At 53.2% G+C, this 17,415-nt stretch carries 15 protein-coding genes and 1 tRNA gene; 9 read left to right on the top strand and 7 right to left on the bottom strand.

The annotated features are described in order from the left end of the window. Window positions 1–13: 13 nt before the first annotated feature. The gene (gene glnE, locus HYQ67_RS13555) at window positions 14–2,872 is read right to left on the bottom strand and encodes a bifunctional [glutamate--ammonia ligase]-adenylyl-L-tyrosine phosphorylase/[glutamate--ammonia-ligase] adenylyltransferase (protein WP_202304203.1); all 2,859 of its coding nucleotides are present in this window, start codon (window positions 2,870–2,872) and stop codon (window positions 14–16) included. Between the two features lie 22 nt (window positions 2,873–2,894). Then, window positions 2,895–4,193 carry a CYTH domain-containing protein gene (locus tag HYQ67_RS13550; protein WP_202304202.1) on the bottom strand — a complete coding sequence of 433 codons (1,299 nt, stop codon included), beginning with the start codon at window positions 4,191–4,193 and terminating at the stop codon, window positions 2,895–2,897. A gap of 263 nt (window positions 4,194–4,456) precedes the next feature. On the opposite strand from HYQ67_RS13550, the gene HYQ67_RS13545 reads away from it, so the two are divergent. Both HYQ67_RS13545 and HYQ67_RS13540 read left to right on the top strand, forming a co-directional pair. Then, window positions 4,457–5,077, top strand: a complete 621-nt coding sequence (locus HYQ67_RS13545; protein WP_202304201.1) for a TIGR04211 family SH3 domain-containing protein — start codon at window positions 4,457–4,459, stop codon at window positions 5,075–5,077. A gap of 66 nt (window positions 5,078–5,143) precedes the next feature. After that, on the top strand, window positions 5,144–6,385 hold the full coding sequence (locus tag HYQ67_RS13540) for a multifunctional CCA addition/repair protein (RefSeq protein ID WP_202304200.1): 1,242 nt from the start codon (window positions 5,144–5,146) through the stop codon (window positions 6,383–6,385). 11 nt (window positions 6,386–6,396) lie between these two features. Here HYQ67_RS13540 and bacA read toward each other — a convergent pair whose 3' ends face one another. Both bacA and folB read right to left on the bottom strand, forming a co-directional pair. Then, window positions 6,397–7,221, bottom strand: coding sequence for an undecaprenyl-diphosphate phosphatase (gene bacA / locus HYQ67_RS13535; RefSeq protein ID WP_202304199.1), 825 nt, complete (start codon window positions 7,219–7,221; stop codon window positions 6,397–6,399). A 115-nt stretch (window positions 7,222–7,336) separates the two neighbouring features. Beyond that, a complete protein-coding gene (gene folB, locus HYQ67_RS13530; protein ID WP_202304198.1) occupies window positions 7,337–7,705 on the bottom strand; it encodes a bifunctional dihydroneopterin aldolase/7,8-dihydroneopterin epimerase in 369 nt (122 codons plus the stop codon). A 107-nt stretch (window positions 7,706–7,812) separates the two neighbouring features. Between folB and plsY the strand changes: the two genes are divergently transcribed. Next, window positions 7,813–8,430 (top strand): glycerol-3-phosphate 1-O-acyltransferase PlsY, encoded by a 618-nt coding sequence (gene plsY / locus HYQ67_RS13525; protein WP_202304197.1) that lies wholly within the window; start codon window positions 7,813–7,815, stop codon window positions 8,428–8,430. Window positions 8,431–8,514: 84 nt separating this feature from the next. Here the strand turns inward: plsY and tsaD are convergent, their stop codons facing one another. Further along, on the bottom strand, window positions 8,515–9,528 hold the full coding sequence (gene tsaD, locus HYQ67_RS13520; RefSeq protein ID WP_202304196.1) for a tRNA (adenosine(37)-N6)-threonylcarbamoyltransferase complex transferase subunit TsaD: 1,014 nt from the start codon (window positions 9,526–9,528) through the stop codon (window positions 8,515–8,517). Between the two features lie 246 nt (window positions 9,529–9,774). Here tsaD and rpsU point away from each other — a divergent pair, with 246 nt between their 5' ends. The 3 genes from rpsU to rpoD all read left to right on the top strand — a co-directional run bounded on the left by rpsU (window position 9,775) and on the right by rpoD (window position 13,897). After that, entirely contained in the window at window positions 9,775–9,990 is a 216-nt protein-coding gene (gene rpsU / locus HYQ67_RS13515) for a 30S ribosomal protein S21 (protein ID WP_001144069.1), read from the top strand. A 167-nt stretch (window positions 9,991–10,157) separates the two neighbouring features. After that, on the top strand, window positions 10,158–11,903 hold the full coding sequence (gene dnaG, locus HYQ67_RS13510; protein WP_202304195.1) for a DNA primase: 1,746 nt from the start codon (window positions 10,158–10,160) through the stop codon (window positions 11,901–11,903). A gap of 155 nt (window positions 11,904–12,058) precedes the next feature. Beyond that, on the top strand, window positions 12,059–13,897 hold the full coding sequence (rpoD, locus tag HYQ67_RS13505) for an RNA polymerase sigma factor RpoD (protein ID WP_202304194.1): 1,839 nt from the start codon (window positions 12,059–12,061) through the stop codon (window positions 13,895–13,897). A 49-nt stretch (window positions 13,898–13,946) separates the two neighbouring features. Here rpoD and mug read toward each other — a convergent pair whose 3' ends face one another. Continuing rightward, the gene (gene mug / locus HYQ67_RS13500; protein WP_202304193.1) at window positions 13,947–14,453 is read right to left on the bottom strand and encodes a G/U mismatch-specific DNA glycosylase; all 507 of its coding nucleotides are present in this window, start codon (window positions 14,451–14,453) and stop codon (window positions 13,947–13,949) included. Between the two features lie 125 nt (window positions 14,454–14,578). Between mug and HYQ67_RS13495 the strand changes: the two genes are divergently transcribed. Next, window positions 14,579–14,654 (top strand) — tRNA-Ile (locus HYQ67_RS13495). 194 nt (window positions 14,655–14,848) lie between these two features. On the opposite strand, the gene HYQ67_RS13490 is transcribed toward HYQ67_RS13495, so the two are convergent. Further along, entirely contained in the window at window positions 14,849–15,367 is a 519-nt protein-coding gene (locus HYQ67_RS13490; RefSeq protein ID WP_202304192.1) for a hypothetical protein, read from the bottom strand. Window positions 15,368–15,679: 312 nt separating this feature from the next. On the opposite strand from HYQ67_RS13490, the gene HYQ67_RS13485 reads away from it, so the two are divergent. Both HYQ67_RS13485 and HYQ67_RS13480 read left to right on the top strand, forming a co-directional pair. After that, the gene (locus HYQ67_RS13485) at window positions 15,680–16,303 is read left to right on the top strand and encodes a helix-turn-helix domain-containing protein (RefSeq protein WP_202304191.1); all 624 of its coding nucleotides are present in this window, start codon (window positions 15,680–15,682) and stop codon (window positions 16,301–16,303) included. A gap of 195 nt (window positions 16,304–16,498) precedes the next feature. After that, on the top strand, window positions 16,499–17,386 hold the full coding sequence (locus HYQ67_RS13480) for a hypothetical protein (protein ID WP_202304190.1): 888 nt from the start codon (window positions 16,499–16,501) through the stop codon (window positions 17,384–17,386). Window positions 17,387–17,415: the final 29 nt, after the last annotated feature.

The raw sequence follows: 17,415 nt of genomic DNA, 5'->3' as shown, positions 1-17,415 counted from the left end.
GATAATATCACAATTACGCTTCCACGCGCGTTTGCGCCTCGCCCAGCCATGCTTTCCAGCTGCGCTCGACCTGTTCACGCTCGTTCACGAACGCATCCAGCGCCACATTACCCGGCAGCTCTTGTAACGCGAGATGGTGTAGCTCATCCCGCAAAGTGACGTAAGCATGCGTCAGCGCCTTCGCTTCGTCATCACCCATAATGTCGTTTTGCGCCATTAATTCCAGAATGCGCACATTGTCGGACCAGCGCGTCAGTTTTGGGGCCTGTGCCGCATAACGCAAAACCAGATACTGGGTAATAAATTCTATATCGGTGATCCCACCCTGATCCGCTTTGATATCAAAACGATCGCGATGTTTACCCCCAAGATGCGCACGCATTTTTTCGCGCATTTCCCGCACCTCGGTCTGTAATTTCTCACCTTCGCGTGGACGGCAAAGGATCTGCTGACGAATAGCATCAAACTCGCGGTTCAGCTGGGGATCGCCGTAGACGATACGGGCGCGAACCAGCGCCTGATGTTCCCATGTCCAGGCTTCGTTTTGCTGATAATCAGCAAAGGATTCGGCGGTCGTCACCAGCATGCCAGCCGCACCCGACGGGCGCAGGCGTGCATCGACCTCGTACAAAATGCCGGAGGAGGTACGCGTGCTGAACAGATGGATGATGCGTTGCGCAAGGCGCAGGTAAAACTGGCGGCCGTCGATTTCACGCTCGCCATCTGTCATCACATCAGCCGGGCAGTCGTGCAGGAAAACCAGGTCCAGGTCAGAACTATAGCCCAGCTCCCAGCCGCCCATTTTTCCATAGCCGACGACGGCAAAACCGCGGCCTTCACGTTCGCGCAGATGCTTTGGCTGCCCATAGCGCGCCACCATCTGCGTCCAGGCCTGCTGAACAACGGCATCGATAATCGCCTCTGCAAGCCAGGTGAGATGGTCGCTGACCTTCATGACCGGCAGCGCACCGGTCATATCGGCGGCGGCGACGCGCAACAGCTGGGCCTGTTTAAACTGACGAAGGGCCTCGAGCTGCTGCTCTTCGTCCTCTTCCGGCACGCGTAGCAGATACTGACGAAGCTCATCTTTATAGGCATCCGTCGCCGTCGGCTGATAAAGCGTGTTCGGATCGAGTAATTCATCAAGCAGCAGCGGGTAACGTGCCAGCTGCCCGGCAATCATCGGCGATGCGGCGCAGAGGGTGATGAGGTGCTTCAGCGCGCCGGGATATTCCGTCAGCAGCTCAAGATAGGTTGTGCGGGTCACGATACCCAGCAGCAGTGGGATCAATCGCGATAACGGCAACGGCGCATCGTTGCGGGAACAGGCTTCGCACAGCAGGCGCGGCATGAGCTGATCCAGCACTTGTCTGCCGCGCGGACCAATGGTGCGCTTGTCAGTGTCCTGGCGGAATTCAGCCACCAGCTCCAGCACCTCGCCCCGCGCTTGCGGAGTCAGGTGGCCGAGCACGGCGGTGTCATCATCGGCATCCAGCGCATCCTGCCACAGCTCACGCCAGGCTTCGGCAATTTTGTCTTCGCCCACCTCGGGCTCATCGTCGCCAATCAGATCGTTAAAGACCTGACGCACGTCGTTCATATGGTTTTGTAGCGTCAGCTGTAGTGAATCCCAGTCCGTTTCGTCCATCCCCCACGCCAGGCGGGCGCGGTTAAGATCGTCGCCGGGCAGCGTCTGCGTCTGTTCGTCATTGATGCTTTGCAGCAGATTCTCAAGGCGACGCAGATAGAGATAGGAGGTACGCAGCTTTTGCGCGTCCTCATCCGGCAGCAGATGCAGCTGCTGGATTGCTTCAAGAGTGGGGAGCAGCGAGCGGGACTGGAGAGACGGCTCGCGTCCACCGCGAATCAGCTGGAAAACCTGCACGATAAACTCAGTTTCGCGGATACCGCCCGCACCGAGCTTGATGTTATCCGTCAGCCCACGCCGGCGCACTTCACGGGCAATCATCCCCTTCATATTGCGCAGCGACTGGATGACGCTGAAATCGATGTAGCGACGGAAAACGAACGGGCGGAGCATGTTGCGCAGCTCCTGGCTCCACGTATCGTCCTGGTCGCCCATAATACGCGCCTTGACCATCGCATAGCGCTCCCAGTCTCGTCCCTGCTCCTGGTAATAGTCTTCCAGCGCCGCAAAGCTCAGCACCAGCGGGCCGCTGTCGCCAAATGGGCGTAGCCGCATATCCACGCGGTAGACGAAGCCGTCCTGCGTGGGCTGGTCGAGCACTTTAATCAGTTTTTGTCCAAGGCGGGTGAAGAACTGCGCGTTATCTAATTCGCGGCGTCCGCCCTGCGTAGAGCCGTTTTCCGGCCAGGCAAAAATGAGATCGATATCGGAGGAGAAATTGAGCTCGCCGCCGCCCAGCTTGCCCATACCGAGGATCATCAGCGGCTGCGGAACGCCTGCCTGATTGCATGGCGTGCCCCATTCGCGACAGCACGCGTCATACAGCCAGTCGCGAGCGGCGATAATCAACGTTTCCGCGAGTACGCTCAGCTGCCGTAGTGAGTTTTCCGTTGGCACCAGTTGCAACGTTTGCGCCCAGGCGATGCGCACCATGATACGGCGGCGGAACAGGCGCAGCGCCTTCATCAACGCCGTTTCGTCATGGACCTCCTGCAGTTCATCTTGCAGCCAGGCGGCATAGTGCTGCCACTCGTCCGCCTGCGGTGCCTGCTGTTCAAGCTCTGCCAGCCAGGCGGGATAAGCCACCATGCTGTCGCAAACAAAATCACTGAATGCCAGCACGGCCCGCGCTTGCGCGCTCAGCTGCTGGCTTACGATCTCTTGTGACAGGCGCGGTAAAACCGCCTGCAGGTGCTGCTGTAAAAGAAGCGAGTGCGGCATCATGATGGTATATCCCTACATACGATTATTTCCCGCTGTGCAGCCAGAACGGCGCCTGCGAGATAGCCTCATTACGATAATGTTCGATCTCAACCTGCTGTCTGGTAGTAATGGCGTGACGCAGCCCCTGCCAGTTGTCCAGCCACGGGTGGGTGACGGCGTCGTCATAGACCCCGGCCAAAATGCGAATGGAGTCAGTTTCACGAGCCAGACGCGGCAGCTGATCGCCATAGCTATCCCCCAGAGGACGCTGGAAGGTTGTGCGCAGCTCTGCGGCATGGCGGGAAAGATGGGTATCGGCGAAGCGTTTGAAAGAGCCAGCAAGCTTCACGCTATTTTTATCATCAACAAACTTTTGCCACTCACGGTTAACCAACCATTCGGTCAGAGCGAGTTTTGCCTGGCTGCTCTCCACGCTGTAGACCAGCTCTTCAGCTTTGCCGTTTTGCGCCAGCATCGCTTCGTAGGCCATTAATGCCTCGCGTAAGTGAGTGCTCGCTTTGCGTGGGATAATTCCGCCAAACAGCGCCAGTGCGTGGCGCACCAGGCCCACGGCATTTTGCACTGCGGCCTTCGCCTGCTTGCTGCCGCGTACCCAAAGCTCTTCGTGATACTGCCAGTGGGCAAGTGCCATCTCCAGCGCACCTTCAAGCCCTTGCTCTACCGTGGCTTTTGGTGCGACACGCAGCACGGTCAGCGGTTTGATTTCACGAGCGGCATCGCCCTGCGCCAGGTGATAGCCCCGTGCGGCTTTGCTCAGGCTGCCCTGACGCAGCCCCGGCTGGGTAACCAGCTGCTGTGCGAGTTCAAGGACCGCAGACGTTTCACCTTCCAACAGCTCAAGCTCCAGCTCGCAGAGCGCTTCGCTTAGCTCATCAGCTTTGACATCACCCAGATCCAGGGCAAGCTCTATCTTGCTTCCGCCGTGAGTAACCACCCACTTCTCACGCGTAAAATCGGTGCTGAACAGCGGTTTCAGCTCCGCCTGCAGCCTGCCGATATCGGTGCCCTCCGGCCAGACTTCGGCTGGTAACAGGGACAGGTCCAGCTCAGCTTTGCTCAATTCAACGTTGTATTCAGGACGCTGATGAAGCCCGCCGATAACGCGGCCGGCAATTTTCATCGTCATTTCATACTGACCGTCCACTCCGCGAATGCGCAGGCCCATATCATGACTGCGCAGCGTATTCTCAGCTGTTTCGTAATAGATATTAAGCAGTTGGCGTGGTTCGCTATGAACGCTTTCAAGGGAATTCAGGGTGGTGCGCAGGGTGTCCAGCGCAGCAGGATTTACGATAAACTTGAGTTCGATTTCTTGTGGCATCGTCGTTTTACTTATAGTTGCGTCACGCAGGAGAGCAATCCTGGCGAACTTAATAACTTATTGTTGGTCAGTAGATAATATTTTGCCGTAAATTGCCACGCATCGCGCGCAATTTGATGGCCGCCGACCCCGTGGATAAGGGGTAAACATTGCCGTAGTGGCTAAATTCACACCAGGATGATTCCCATTCAGGTTTACGGATTGCACCGTCAGACTGATGCCACTACTATCGTTCCACACTTTATGACAATAATGATCAACTAATGCAGAAATTACGCCTGATTTGCCTTACTTTGCTCTCTCTTAGCGTTTCCGTAGTGGCCCATGCCGATGAAAAACGTTATGTCTCCGACGAATTGAGTACCTGGGTTCGTAGTGGCCCGGGTGATAACTATCGCCTGCAAGGTACCGTGAACGCGGGCGAAGAAGTAACCCTGCTGCAAAGCAACGAAGGGGGCAAATATTCCCAGATCCGTGACAGCAAAGGCCGCTCCTCCTGGATCCCATCTGCGCAGCTAAGCGCAACCCCAAGCCTGCGTACCCGTGTACCGGATCTGGAAAATCAGGTTAAAGACCTGACCGACAAGCTCACCAATATCGACACCACCTGGAACCAGCGCACTGCGGAAATGCAGCAGAAAGTCGCACAGAGTGATGGCGTTATCAGCGGGCTTAAAGAAGAAAATCAACAGCTTAAAAACCAGCTCATCGTGGCACAAAAGAAAGTGAATGCCGCAAACGTCCAGCTGGATGACAAGCAGCGAGCCATCATCATGCAGTGGTTCATGTATGGCGGCGGCGTGCTGGGCGTTGGTCTGCTGTTCGGTTTACTGCTGCCGCACATGATCCCAAGCCGCAAGAAGAAAGACCGCTGGATGAATTAATCCGCAACCCTGTATCCTACACTTACGTTTTATTCGTAATGATTAGTCGATGCAGGGGTGTAAAGGGTGAAGATTTATCTGGTCGGTGGTGCCGTTCGTGATGGGTTGTTAAAACTACCGGTCAAAGATAAAGATTGGGTCGTGGTTGGCGCAACCCCGCAGGAAATGCTGGATGTGGGCTATCAACAGGTCGGGAAAGATTTCCCGGTTTTCCTGCATCCAGAATCCCGCGAAGAGTACGCGCTGGCTCGCACCGAGCGCAAATCAGGCCAAGGTTATACAGGTTTCACCTGTTATGCCGCGCCTGACGTCACGCTTGAGCAGGATCTGCTGCGCCGCGATCTCACCATCAATGCTATCGCCCAGGATGAACACGGCGAACTGGTCGATCCCTACAACGGGCGAGCAGATATCGAAAAGCGCCTTCTACGCCACGTCTCCCCGGCATTTAACGAAGATCCGCTACGCGTTTTACGCGTGGCGCGTTTTGCCGCGCGTTACGCCCACCTGAATTTCCAGATTGCCCCCGAAACCCTGGCCCTGATAACAAGCATGGCCGAAGGCGGAGAGCTGGCGCACCTGACGCCAGAACGCGTGTGGAAGGAAACGGAAAACGCACTCACCTCACGTAATCCCCAGGTTTATTTCGACGTGCTGCGCAAATGCGGCGCGCTTGCCGTCCTGTTCCCGGAAATTGACGCTCTGTTTGGCGTTCCGGCCCCGGCGAAGTGGCACCCGGAAATCGACACCGGCATTCACGTGCTGATGACGCTGGCCATTGCCGCGCAGCTCAGCCCGGAAGTAGACGTGCGTTTTGCCACTCTCTGCCACGACCTGGGGAAAGGCCTGACGCCTAAAGAGTTCTGGCCTCGCCACCACGGGCACGGGCCTGCCGGCGTGAAGCTGGTGGAGAATATCTGCCAGCGCATGCGGGTGCCGAACGAGATCCGCGATCTGGCAAAGCTGGTCGCGGAATATCACGATCTGATCCATACCCTGCCCATCCTCCAGCCAAAAACTATCGTGAAGCTGTTTGATACCATCGACGCCTGGCGCAAGCCCCATCGCGTGGAGCAAATCGCATTAACCAGCGAAGCGGACGCGCGTGGGCGTACGGGATTCGAAGGAAGTGATTATCCGCAGGGAAGATTGCTGCGAGCCGCATGGCAGGCCGCGCAGGGCGTGACGAACAAAGAAGTTATCGAGGCGGGTTTCAGCGGCCCGGCTATTCGCGATGAGCTGACGAAACGCCGTATTGAGGCCGTTGCGAAGTGGAAAGCGGAGAACTGCCCCCAGCCGCAGGGCTGAGGGCATGCACATCACATAAAGACGAAGTAAACCGCCGCCGCCACGAAGAAACGGTAGATGGCGAACGGGATAAACGACATGCGCTTGATGAGCTGCAGGAAAGTTTTAATCGCAATCAGCGCCACCACGAACGCGGTGAAGAAGCCAACGACAAACATCGGCAGGTCCGCCATCGTCAGGAAGCCAATGCTCTTATAAACGTCCAGCACCGTTGCGCCCATCATCATCGGCACCGCGAGCAGGAAAGAGAACTCGGAGGCGGCATAGCGGCTCACGCCCATCAGCATGCCGCCTGAGATTGTCGCCCCGGAGCGGGAGAAGCCGGGCCAGAGCGCAAGGCACTGGAAACAACCGATGATAAACGCCTGACGGTAAGTCATATCGTCAACGCCAACCGCGCGCGGCTCTTTAGGTTTAAGCAGTTCAGCCGCTATCAGCAGCACGCCGCCAACGACCAGCGCATACATCACGTTTATCGGATTGAAGAGCGATTTTATTGTGTCGTGGAAGATAAGCCCCAGCACCACGGCAGGCACCATGCCCAACAGAATGTGGATTAAGGTCAGGCGGCCTTTGCCCATCCCTTCATGCTGTACCGGCTTGCGCCCGAAATGAATACCTATCAGGCCAAACAGACGACGCCAGAACATCACCACCACGGCGAGGATCGAACCGAGCTGAATCACGACTTCAAATGTTTTTGCGGTATCACCTTCGAATCCCAGAAGATGACCAACAATAATCATGTGTCCGGTGGACGAGACAGGTAAAAACTCCGTTAACCCCTCAACCACACCGAGAATCGCGGCAATTGCCAGCGAGTGGATATCGCTCATTACTAAACCCTCTAACCCCTGAAAAAAGAGACAAAATGCGGCCACGCAGAGCGACAGCCGCTAAAGACTACTGGCTAAGACCCGCTTAGGCACGTTTTGTTTAGCGCTGATGAAATTATTTGTTTTCTTTAAGATTAATGCCACGCTCGATAACAACGCCGACGTTTGCCGCCTGGGCTACGGCGCCCGGCTTGCTGACTTTCAGACGTACCCAGGGAGAGTTGAATCGGGCTAACAACAGCTGCGCAACTTCTTCTGCGACGCGCTCCACCAGCGCAAATCTACCGCCTGCGACATGGCCGATAACGGCTTCGCTGACATCGGCATAGCTCAGGCAGTCGTTAACGTCGTCGCTGCTGGCCGCGGTACGGTTGTCCCACGCCATTTCGATATCGAAGATCAACTTCTGATCGATAGTTTGTTCCCAGTCATAAACACCAATTCTGGTGATTACAGTCAGTTGTTCTATAAATACTATGTCCATCACGCCCCGCCCGGTTTTTAGTGACGCCAGATACCACTTCCGGCGAAATATGCGTATTATCCACAAATGCGAAGAATACAACGACACTTTCAAAATGGAACAGCGTTATGAGTGCAATCGCGCCTGGCATGATAATCCTTGCGTATCTTTGCGGCTCCATTTCCAGCGCCATTCTGGTTTGCCGTCTTGCGGGACTTCCCGACCCGCGTGAGAACGGCTCCGGCAATCCAGGTGCGACCAACGTCCTGCGTATTGGCGGCAAAGGCGCAGCCGTAGCGGTACTGATTTTTGATGTTTTGAAAGGCATGCTGCCGGTCTGGGCAGCCTATGAAATGGGTGTGACACCGCTCTGGCTGGGGCTGATTGCTATCGCCGCCTGCCTGGGACACATCTGGCCGGTGTTTTTCAAATTCCACGGCGGAAAAGGTGTGGCAACCGCGTTCGGTGCTATCGCCCCTATCGGCTTCGATTTAACCGGCGTGATGGCGGGCACCTGGCTGCTGACCGTGCTCCTTAGCGGCTATTCGTCGCTGGGTGCTATTGTCAGTGCGCTGATAGCGCCGTTTTACGTCTGGTGGTTCAGACCAGAGTTCACCTTCCCGGTAGCGATGCTCTCCTGTCTTATCCTGATGCGCCACCACGATAACATTCAGCGCCTGTGGCGCGGCCAGGAAACCAAAATCTGGAAGAAGCTGCGCCGGAATAAAGGCGAAAAAAAGGAGTGATTTCTCACTCCTGATTGATGCTCAGCTGTTGTGTTGGATGACGCTATCGCTTATCCGATCTACGAAATAAATTGGTTAACGCTCTTACGCTGCGGGCAGCTCTGCCAGCGGCCAGCGAGGGCGAACTGTGACGCTTAACTCACCCGCAGTGCCTGCCTTCAGGCGAATCAGACCCGCATAAGCGATCATCGCGCCGTTATCGGTACAGAATTCAGGGCGTGCATAGAACACTTCACCGCGACGTTTGGTCATCATCTCTTCCATGCGGGTACGCAATGTGCGGTTAGCACTTACCCCACCGGCCATCACCAGACGTTTAAATCCAGTCTGATCCAGAGCGCGTTTGCACTTGATCATCAATGTATCCACCACGGCATCTTCAAATGCACGGGCGATATCGGCACGCGTCTGATCGTCTGCTTCGTTGCCGCGAATGGTATTAGCTGCAAAGGTTTTCAGACCCGAGAAGCTGAAATCCAGGCCAGGGCGGTCAGTCATTGGCCGCGGGAACACAAAACGTCCTGCTGCGCCCTGCGCCGCCATTTTCGACAGCATGGGTCCACCGGGATAATCCAGACCGAGCAGTTTGGCTGTTTTATCAAAGGCTTCACCTGCGGCATCGTCGATGGACTCGCCCAGCAGTTCGTATTGACCGATACCGGTCACGCTAATCAATTGGGTATGACCACCAGAGACCAGCAGCGCAACGAACGGGAAAGCAGGAGGATTATCTTCCAGCATCGGGGCCAGCAGATGCCCTTCCATGTGGTGCACGGGCACCGCCGGGACATCCCAGGCGAATGCCAAAGAGCGACCAATGGTTGCGCCAACCAATAGCGCACCAACCAGGCCAGGACCTGCGGTATAAGCCACGCCATCGATATCTTTGGCGCTTAATCCAGCTTCTTTCAACGCGGCCTGAATCAGCGGCACGGTTTTACGCACGTGGTCGCGGGAGGCGAGCTCCGGCACCACGCCACCGTAGTCAGCGTGCAACTTCACCTGACTATACAATTGATTAGCTAATAACCCTTTTTCACCGTCATAAATGGCGATGCCGGTTTCATCACAGGACGTCTCTATACCCAGTACGCGCATGGCTTTCTCTACCTCTGTATCTTGCGGCGAAGTTTAAGCTTCCCGGCTCCCATTGTAAAACTTTGCTCACCTTTCAGGCTGAGGTGGTGTATAATCTGCCCCCCTGGAAGATTCCGGCCATAAAAGCCAGGTTTCTGGTTGTCCGGTGCTTTACAAAGCAGCAGTAGTTGCAGTAAAATTCCGCACCATTTTGAAATAGCTGACGCATCAGTCAGCGGCAAACCGAATTTACAAAGGTGAGAGTTAATGCCGGTAATTAAAGTACGTGAAAACGAGCCATTCGACGTAGCACTGCGTCGCTTCAAGCGTTCTTGTGAGAAAGCAGGTGTTCTGGCGGAAGTTCGTCGTCGTGAGTTCTATGAAAAACCGACTACCGAACGTAAACGCGCTAAAGCTTCTGCTGTGAAACGTCACGCTAAGAAACTGGCTCGCGAAAACGCACGCCGCACTCGTCTGTACTAATTCCCTGGAGGTTAACGCCTCCGGAACAGACCAGTAGTAGTTGTAAAGGCCGTGCTTCCGAAAGGAATGCGCGGCTTATTTTCGTTTATGAACTGACCTGCCCTTCAGGTTTCTGAGGCCGCCTTCAACGGTTGCAGCAGACAAACTAACGGGGTCATACGGGGCCTATGGCTGGACGAATTCCACGTGTTTTCATCAATGACTTGCTGGCTCGCACCGACATCATCGATCTGATCGATGCGCGTGTTAAGCTCAAGAAGCAGGGCAAGAACTACCATGCGTGCTGTCCGTTCCATAACGAAAAAACCCCCTCTTTCACCGTAAACGGTGATAAACAGTTTTACCACTGCTTCGGTTGCGGAGCGCACGGCAACGTGCTGGATTTTTTAATGAATTACGACAAGCTTGAGTTTGTCGAAAGCGTTGAAGAACTGGCCGCCATGCACAACCTTGAAGTACCGTACGAAGCGGGTAGCGGGCCAAGCCAGATTGAGCGCCATCAGCGGCAAAGTCTTTATCAGTTGATGGACGGCCTGAACGCCTTTTATCAACAATCCCTGGCGCAACACAATGCAGAACCTGCTCGTCAGTATCTGACACAGCGTGGTTTAAGCGCCGAAGTCATCAAGCATTTTGCCATCGGTTACGCGCCTCCCGGCTGGGATAACGCGTTAAAACGCTTTGGTGGCAACACCGAGAACCGTCAGGCGCTGACGGATGCCGGCATGCTGGTGACCAACGATCAGGGGCGCAGTTACGATCGCTTTCGCGAACGGGTCATGTTCCCCATCCGCGACAAGCGAGGCCGGGTCATAGGGTTTGGTGGACGCGTGCTGGGCGATGCCCTGCCGAAGTACCTGAACTCCCCGGAAACCGATATTTTCCATAAGGGCCGCCAGCTGTACGGCCTTTATGAAGCGCAGCAGAACCAGCCGGAACCGGCGCGCCTGTTGGTGGTCGAAGGATATATGGACGTTGTTGCTCTGGCACAGTACGGCATCTCTTACGCCGTTGCTTCCCTGGGCACCTCCACTACCGCTGACCATATCCAGCTGCTGTTTCGTGCAACGGATAACGTCGTCTGCTGTTATGACGGCGATCGCGCGGGACGTGACGCCGCATGGCGGGCGCTGGAAACGGCGCTACCGTATATGACGGACGGTCGTCAGCTGCGCTTTATGTTCCTGCCGGACGGTGAAGACCCGGATACGCTGGTACGTAAGGAAGGAAAAGAGGCATTTGAAGCGCGCATGGAAAAAGCCCTGCCGCTGTCGACGTTTCTTTTTAACAGCCTGATGCCACAGGTCGATTTGACCTCGCCGGATGGTCGCGCGCGGCTAAGCACGCTGGCATTACCGCTGATTAGTCAGGTACCTGGTGAAACATTGCGCATTTATCTGCGTCAGGAGCTGGGTAACAAACTCGGCATCCTGGACGACAGCCAGCTCGAAAAGCTGATGCCAAAAGCCGCCGAAAGCGGTACGCCGCGGCCAGCGCCACAGCTAAAACGCACAACCATGCGTATACTGATAGGACTACTGGTGCAAAACCCGGAGCTGGCGCCAATGGTTCCCCCGTTAAACGGTCTGGAACAGGCAAAGCTGCCGGGGCTGACATTATTCTGCAAGCTGGTCGAAACCTGCCTGGCCCAGCCAGGGCTGACCACAGGGCAGCTTTTAGAGCTATATCGTGGCACAGAAGATGCTGCCACCCTTGAAAAACTGTCAGCATGGGACGATATAGCAGATAAGGACATTGCAGAAAAAACCTTCACCGACGCGCTGGACCATATGTTTGATTCCGTGCTGGAACTGAGGTTAACAGAATTGATTGCACGTTCCCGGACCGAGGGGCTAACCCCGGCGGAGCGTGAGGAAGTCCGCGTGATCAATGAGTCACGCGCGAAAAAGTAAATACTCGCGGCTTAACTGCCGAACATTGATCGGGTCAAACCCGAACGCCGCAAGGACGGGCTGCGGCATTAAAACAAATCAGCCCTCGTTACGTTATTGTTGGCGGCAACGCCTACCGACACCAACCCAAACGACTTAAGTGTGGATACCGTCTTATGGAGCAAAACCCGCAGTCACAGCTGAAACTTCTTGTCCAACGTGGTAAGGAGCAAGGCTATCTGACCTATGCTGAGGTCAATGACCATCTGCCGGAAGATATCGTCGACTCCGATCAGATCGAAGACATCATCCAAATGATCAATGACATGGGCATTCAGGTGATGGAAGAAGCACCTGACGCCGATGACCTGTTGCTTGCTGAAAACTCAAACAACACGGACGAAGACGCGGAAGAAGCTGCCGCTCAGGTACTGTCCAGTGTGGAATCAGAAATCGGGCGTACTACCGACCCGGTGCGTATGTACATGCGTGAAATGGGTACCGTTGAGCTGTTAACCCGCGAGGGTGAAATCGATATCGCTAAGCGTATCGAAGACGGTATTAACCAGGTGCAGTGCTCCGTTGCTGAGTACCCGGAAGCGATCACCTATCTGCTTGAGCAGTACGATCGTGTTGAAGCCGAGCAGGTGCGTCTGACCGATCTGATCACTGGTTTCGTTGATCCAAACGCAGAAGAAGATCTCGCCCCAACCGCCACACACATCGGTTCCGAGCTGACCAGCGAAGAAAACAGTGATGATGACGAAGAAGACGATGATGATGACGATGCAGATGATGACAACAGCATCGATCCAGAATTAGCGCGTGAAAAATTCGGTGAACTGCGTACGCAGTATGAGAAAGCTCGCGACACCATCAAAGCGAAAGGGCGTGCTCACCCCGATGCAGCCGCTGAGATCCTGCAGCTGTCAGAAGTCTTCAAACAGTTCCGCCTGGTGCCGAAGCAGTTCGACTACCTGGTAAACAGCATGCGCGTCATGATGGACCGCGTTCGTACGCAAGAACGCCTCATCATGAAACTGTGCGTTGAGCTGTGCAAAATGCCGAAGAAAAACTTCATCACGCTGTTCACCGGCAACGAAACCAGCGAAACCTGGTTCAACGCTGCCATCGCTATGAACAAGCCGTGGTCTGAGAAACTGCGTGACGTGTCTGACGACGTGCATCGCGGCCTGCAGAAATTGCAGCAGATTGAAGAAGAGACTGGCCTGACCATCGAGCAGGTTAAAGATATCAACCGTCGTATGTCCATCGGTGAAGCGAAAGCCCGCCGTGCGAAGAAAGAGATGGTTGAAGCAAACTTACGTTTGGTTATTTCTATCGCTAAGAAATACACCAACCGTGGTCTGCAGTTCCTTGACCTGATTCAGGAAGGCAACATCGGCCTGATGAAAGCCGTTGATAAGTTTGAATATCGCCGTGGTTATAAGTTCTCAACTTATGCCACCTGGTGGATCCGTCAGGCTATCACCCGCTCCATCGCCGACCAGGCGCGTACCATCCGTATTCCGGTGCATATGATTGAGACCATTAACAAGCTCAACCGTATTTCGCGCCAGATGCTGCAAGAGATGGGCCGTGAGCCAACGCCGGAAGAGCTGGCTGAACGTATGCTGATGCCGGAAGACAAAATCCGCAAGGTGCTGAAAATTGCCAAAGAGCCTATCTCCATGGAAACGCCAATCGGCGACGATGAAGATTCGCATCTGGGTGATTTCATCGAGGATACCACCCTCGAGCTGCCGCTGGATTCTGCAACCTCTGAAAGCCTGCGCTCTGCCACCCATGACGTTCTGGCTGGCCTGACCGCACGTGAAGCGAAGGTTCTGCGTATGCGCTTCGGTATCGATATGAACACCGACCATACGCTGGAAGAAGTGGGTAAACAGTTCGACGTGACCCGCGAACGTATTCGTCAGATCGAAGCGAAGGCCCTGCGCAAACTGCGCCACCCAAGCCGCTCTGAAGTACTGCGTAGCTTCCTGGACGATTAATCTCTTCGTGCTTTTAAAAGCCCTCCTCGCGAGGGCTTTTTTATGGGCGCTATCTTCCCCGCGCCATCAAAGACTGTTCCAGCTCGCGATAGGACTCAACAAGCTTGTCCAGTGTCGCCCTGTTCAGCCCGCTGGGATTGGGTAATATCCACACTTCTGTATCACCAATCGTCATATCCTGCCTGCCCCACTTCGCACCACGCTGGCTGAATGCCTGCTCAAAGGCCTGCTTGCCCAGGACAGCCAACGCCATAGGCTGATAGTCCTGCATCTTCGTAATCAGCTCACGACCGCCTGCACGCAGCTCATGCAGCCCTACCTCACTCGCCTGAACCGTAGGCCGCTCCACAAGCTTAGTAATGCCGCAGCGCGTATCCAACAGATGCAGCTCCTCCTCCGGTTTCAGCTGCCTGTCGGTAAAACCGGCAAGGTGAATCACCTTCCAGAAGCGATTTCCCGGATGTGCAAAGTGAAATCCGGTGTGCGCCGAAGTCTTGCCAGGATTGATGCCGCAAAACACCACCCGCAGCCCTGGTTGGAGAATGTCGTTAGTCATCGCATATCCCTGAGTTATAAATGTGGAACAAGTATAAGAGATTGATTAGACATTGTTTATAAAACCAGCACATGTCACGCAATCACTGGATTGCCGCTCACAGTTCCATTATAATCCAGCCCCACGGCCCCTTAGCTCAGTGGTTAGAGCAGGCGACTCATAATCGCTTGGTCGCTGGTTCAAGTCCAGCAGGGGCCACCAAATTTTAGCTTTGAAATCATATGACTAAGCCACTCGATTGAGTGGCTTTTTTGTTTTCAGGATGTTTAAGTGGCAACAAAATGGCTGCAGATTTTTATCTGCTATTTCATCAAGCCATAGAAAGCCTGGCAGGGGTGCTGTTTGATTGGGTAACAAAACCCGAAGGGAGATTTTTACTCGAGTTGGCTCTAACCTTAAATCATCCCATGATGGCCTGTATTCCCCTCAGCCATATCATCACCGGTAATAATGATGTCACTGAGAACAGTATCGTCGTTTGTTTTTTGGATATATTCCATTGACCAGCCGTGTTCAAACAGTAAGGTAAGATGCGTATCGTTTTTTAACTTAGCCACAAGCCCTGCCTTTTCTCCTTTAATGATATCCATTTTTTTCTGGGCCGATACATGCTGTATGTTTCTTTCTGAGATATCAGTTAAGGTCAATTGATAGGTTAATCGCTTATTGCCTTCATTCATCACCACGCTATCTAGCCGGGTGTTTTTATGAATGAGATGACCAACATACTGCTGATTAAAAAGCACGGCTTCCTGACTGATAAACTCTACCGCGGCAGTATACTGCTCATCGTTTTTAACTTTATGAACATCTGATTTAGCTGTCTGTCTGGAATTTTGACTCAATAATATCGACATAATGATGGCAGGAATAATAAGGAGAAGTAACATCCACCAGGCACGAGCTGTTTTCATTTTTTTGATGCACTCCATAACCAATGATTTTCATATAAGCTTTCGCGCAAAATAATAAGTCAGCGAAGAAAATAATGTCAATATACGCCGACACTAAATTCAAGAGTCTATCTCATAAATGACCCATCGGTTTTTAAAGTACGCTGTGGCTTAAATTATTTCCCTGACATATCTACTATGTGATATTTTTTTAAATTTTCAGTTTTACTTGCAAATCTTTCTTAGTAATATCACCCCAGTGAACACGTCGCCTCCTTCTGGAGGATCACCGGATGCCACGGTTAACCCTTTAACAACTCACAGGAGAAGAGGATGCAAAAGGATGCAGATTATGGCTTTAGTGATAATGACGATTTTAATGAACTCATTGATTTTATTAAAATTCATGGAAGACAACGCAGATACAGCAAAGGGGAGTCATTAGACCTGGTCGATACAGAGGCTGGTTTCGTGATTGATGGCCGGGTGGGCGTTTACTTCAAAAAAAATGATAAGTTCATCGATTATGCCTTCTATGGTATGCCTATCATGGAATATGAGAAGATGCAGGCAAAACATCCTTTTTACTATCGTATTGAAAGTGATGTGATCATCGTAAAACTCCCTATTGCCAAACTTTTTGACCCCAGCATTGTTCAAAAATCGAATAACGGACTGGCTTTTATCTCCGTCATTTATTCTATTATTGAGCGATTATCCGCTGCTTTTGAGGTCCGGCATGGTGGCAATGGCTACAGTGCCATTAAAGAACTTATAGAGTTATATCAGCAAGAGGAAAAGGTTTCCCAGGGACTCGCGAGTTACATTCTGAAAAGAACGAGCTTATCGAATGGCTATGTATTCAGGATTTTGGCGATATTAAAAGAACGAAATTACATCGAAATGGAACAGGGACGACTCAAGAAAATAATACACCCGTTACCCGATAAAATCTAAACACTCGTCTTCACTCCGTATTACCGTGAGTACTAACTTTCATTAACCGAGCGCAACACCCTGCATCAGTTAATAATATTCAACGGATAAAATCAAAGCACCAAAGTTCTCCACGCTCATAATAAAAATAACGCATCCATTACACTGTCCAAAAAAATATTTTGGAAAATCTTCTATGCATTAGGGTCATTACTCATGAAGAAAAGTAAAACTATGCTCTGTCTGTTCGCCGCCTCTCTTTGTTTTACAAAAATAGGCTATGCTGCTGACGGGGATGATTTAACACCAGAACAAATGGAAAAAATTGCCAAGATGACGGCAAATCCGGTCGGCGCCGCATGGATGTTCTGGACGCAGTATGACAATACGCAGCTTCGCGGAGATAAGTTTAACGGCACGGTTTCCCGAACGACTTTCCAGCCGATTATGTCATTTCCGCTAAAGTTCGGCGAGAGCGACTGGAACTTTATCGTCAGACCGGTGCTGCAATATTACAACACCCCAGATTTAGGCCATTCGTCGATGAACGGCAACGGTTCCATTTCGGCACATGGCAGGGCCAGCGGGATGGGAGATACGGGCCTGTTAACGCTCCTCGGACCCAATAAAGATGATGGTTTCGTCTGGGGCATTGGCGCAACGCAGCTCTTCGATACGGCAGAAAATGATTTTCAGGGACAGGGACGCTACCAGGTAGGCCCTGCGCTTTTGCTGGCAAAATTAGCGCCACACCCAGGCGGCACCAACGTTGGCATACTCGCCCAGCAATGGTGGTCTGCGGATAATAAACAGAACCGCAAAGACACCAATCACACGGATATTCAGTACTTTATCAACTACCGTTTGAGCGGAACCGAGCTGGTAGGGATGAGCCCGGATATCACGATTGACTGGAAAAAAGATCAGGGCGACAGGCTGACCTTCCCCGTCGGCCTGGGGTATTCCAACGTGATCAAAATGGGTAAATTGCCGGTCCGTTTCGCGGTGGAGATGCAATATTCCGTCATCTCACCGGATGATGTCGGCTCCCGCTGGAACCTGAAATTCATGTTTATCCCGGTGATTCCTAGCCCCTTCCTTTAAGACAATGAAGCCACTTCACCAGAAGTGGC

It is taken from the genome of Dryocola clanedunensis subsp. sulfonylureivorans (genome assembly GCF_016756775.1).
GTDB lineage: Bacteria > Pseudomonadota > Gammaproteobacteria > Enterobacterales > Enterobacteriaceae > Dryocola > Dryocola clanedunensis.
This window is presented reverse-complemented; position numbering and strand designations above follow the sequence as displayed.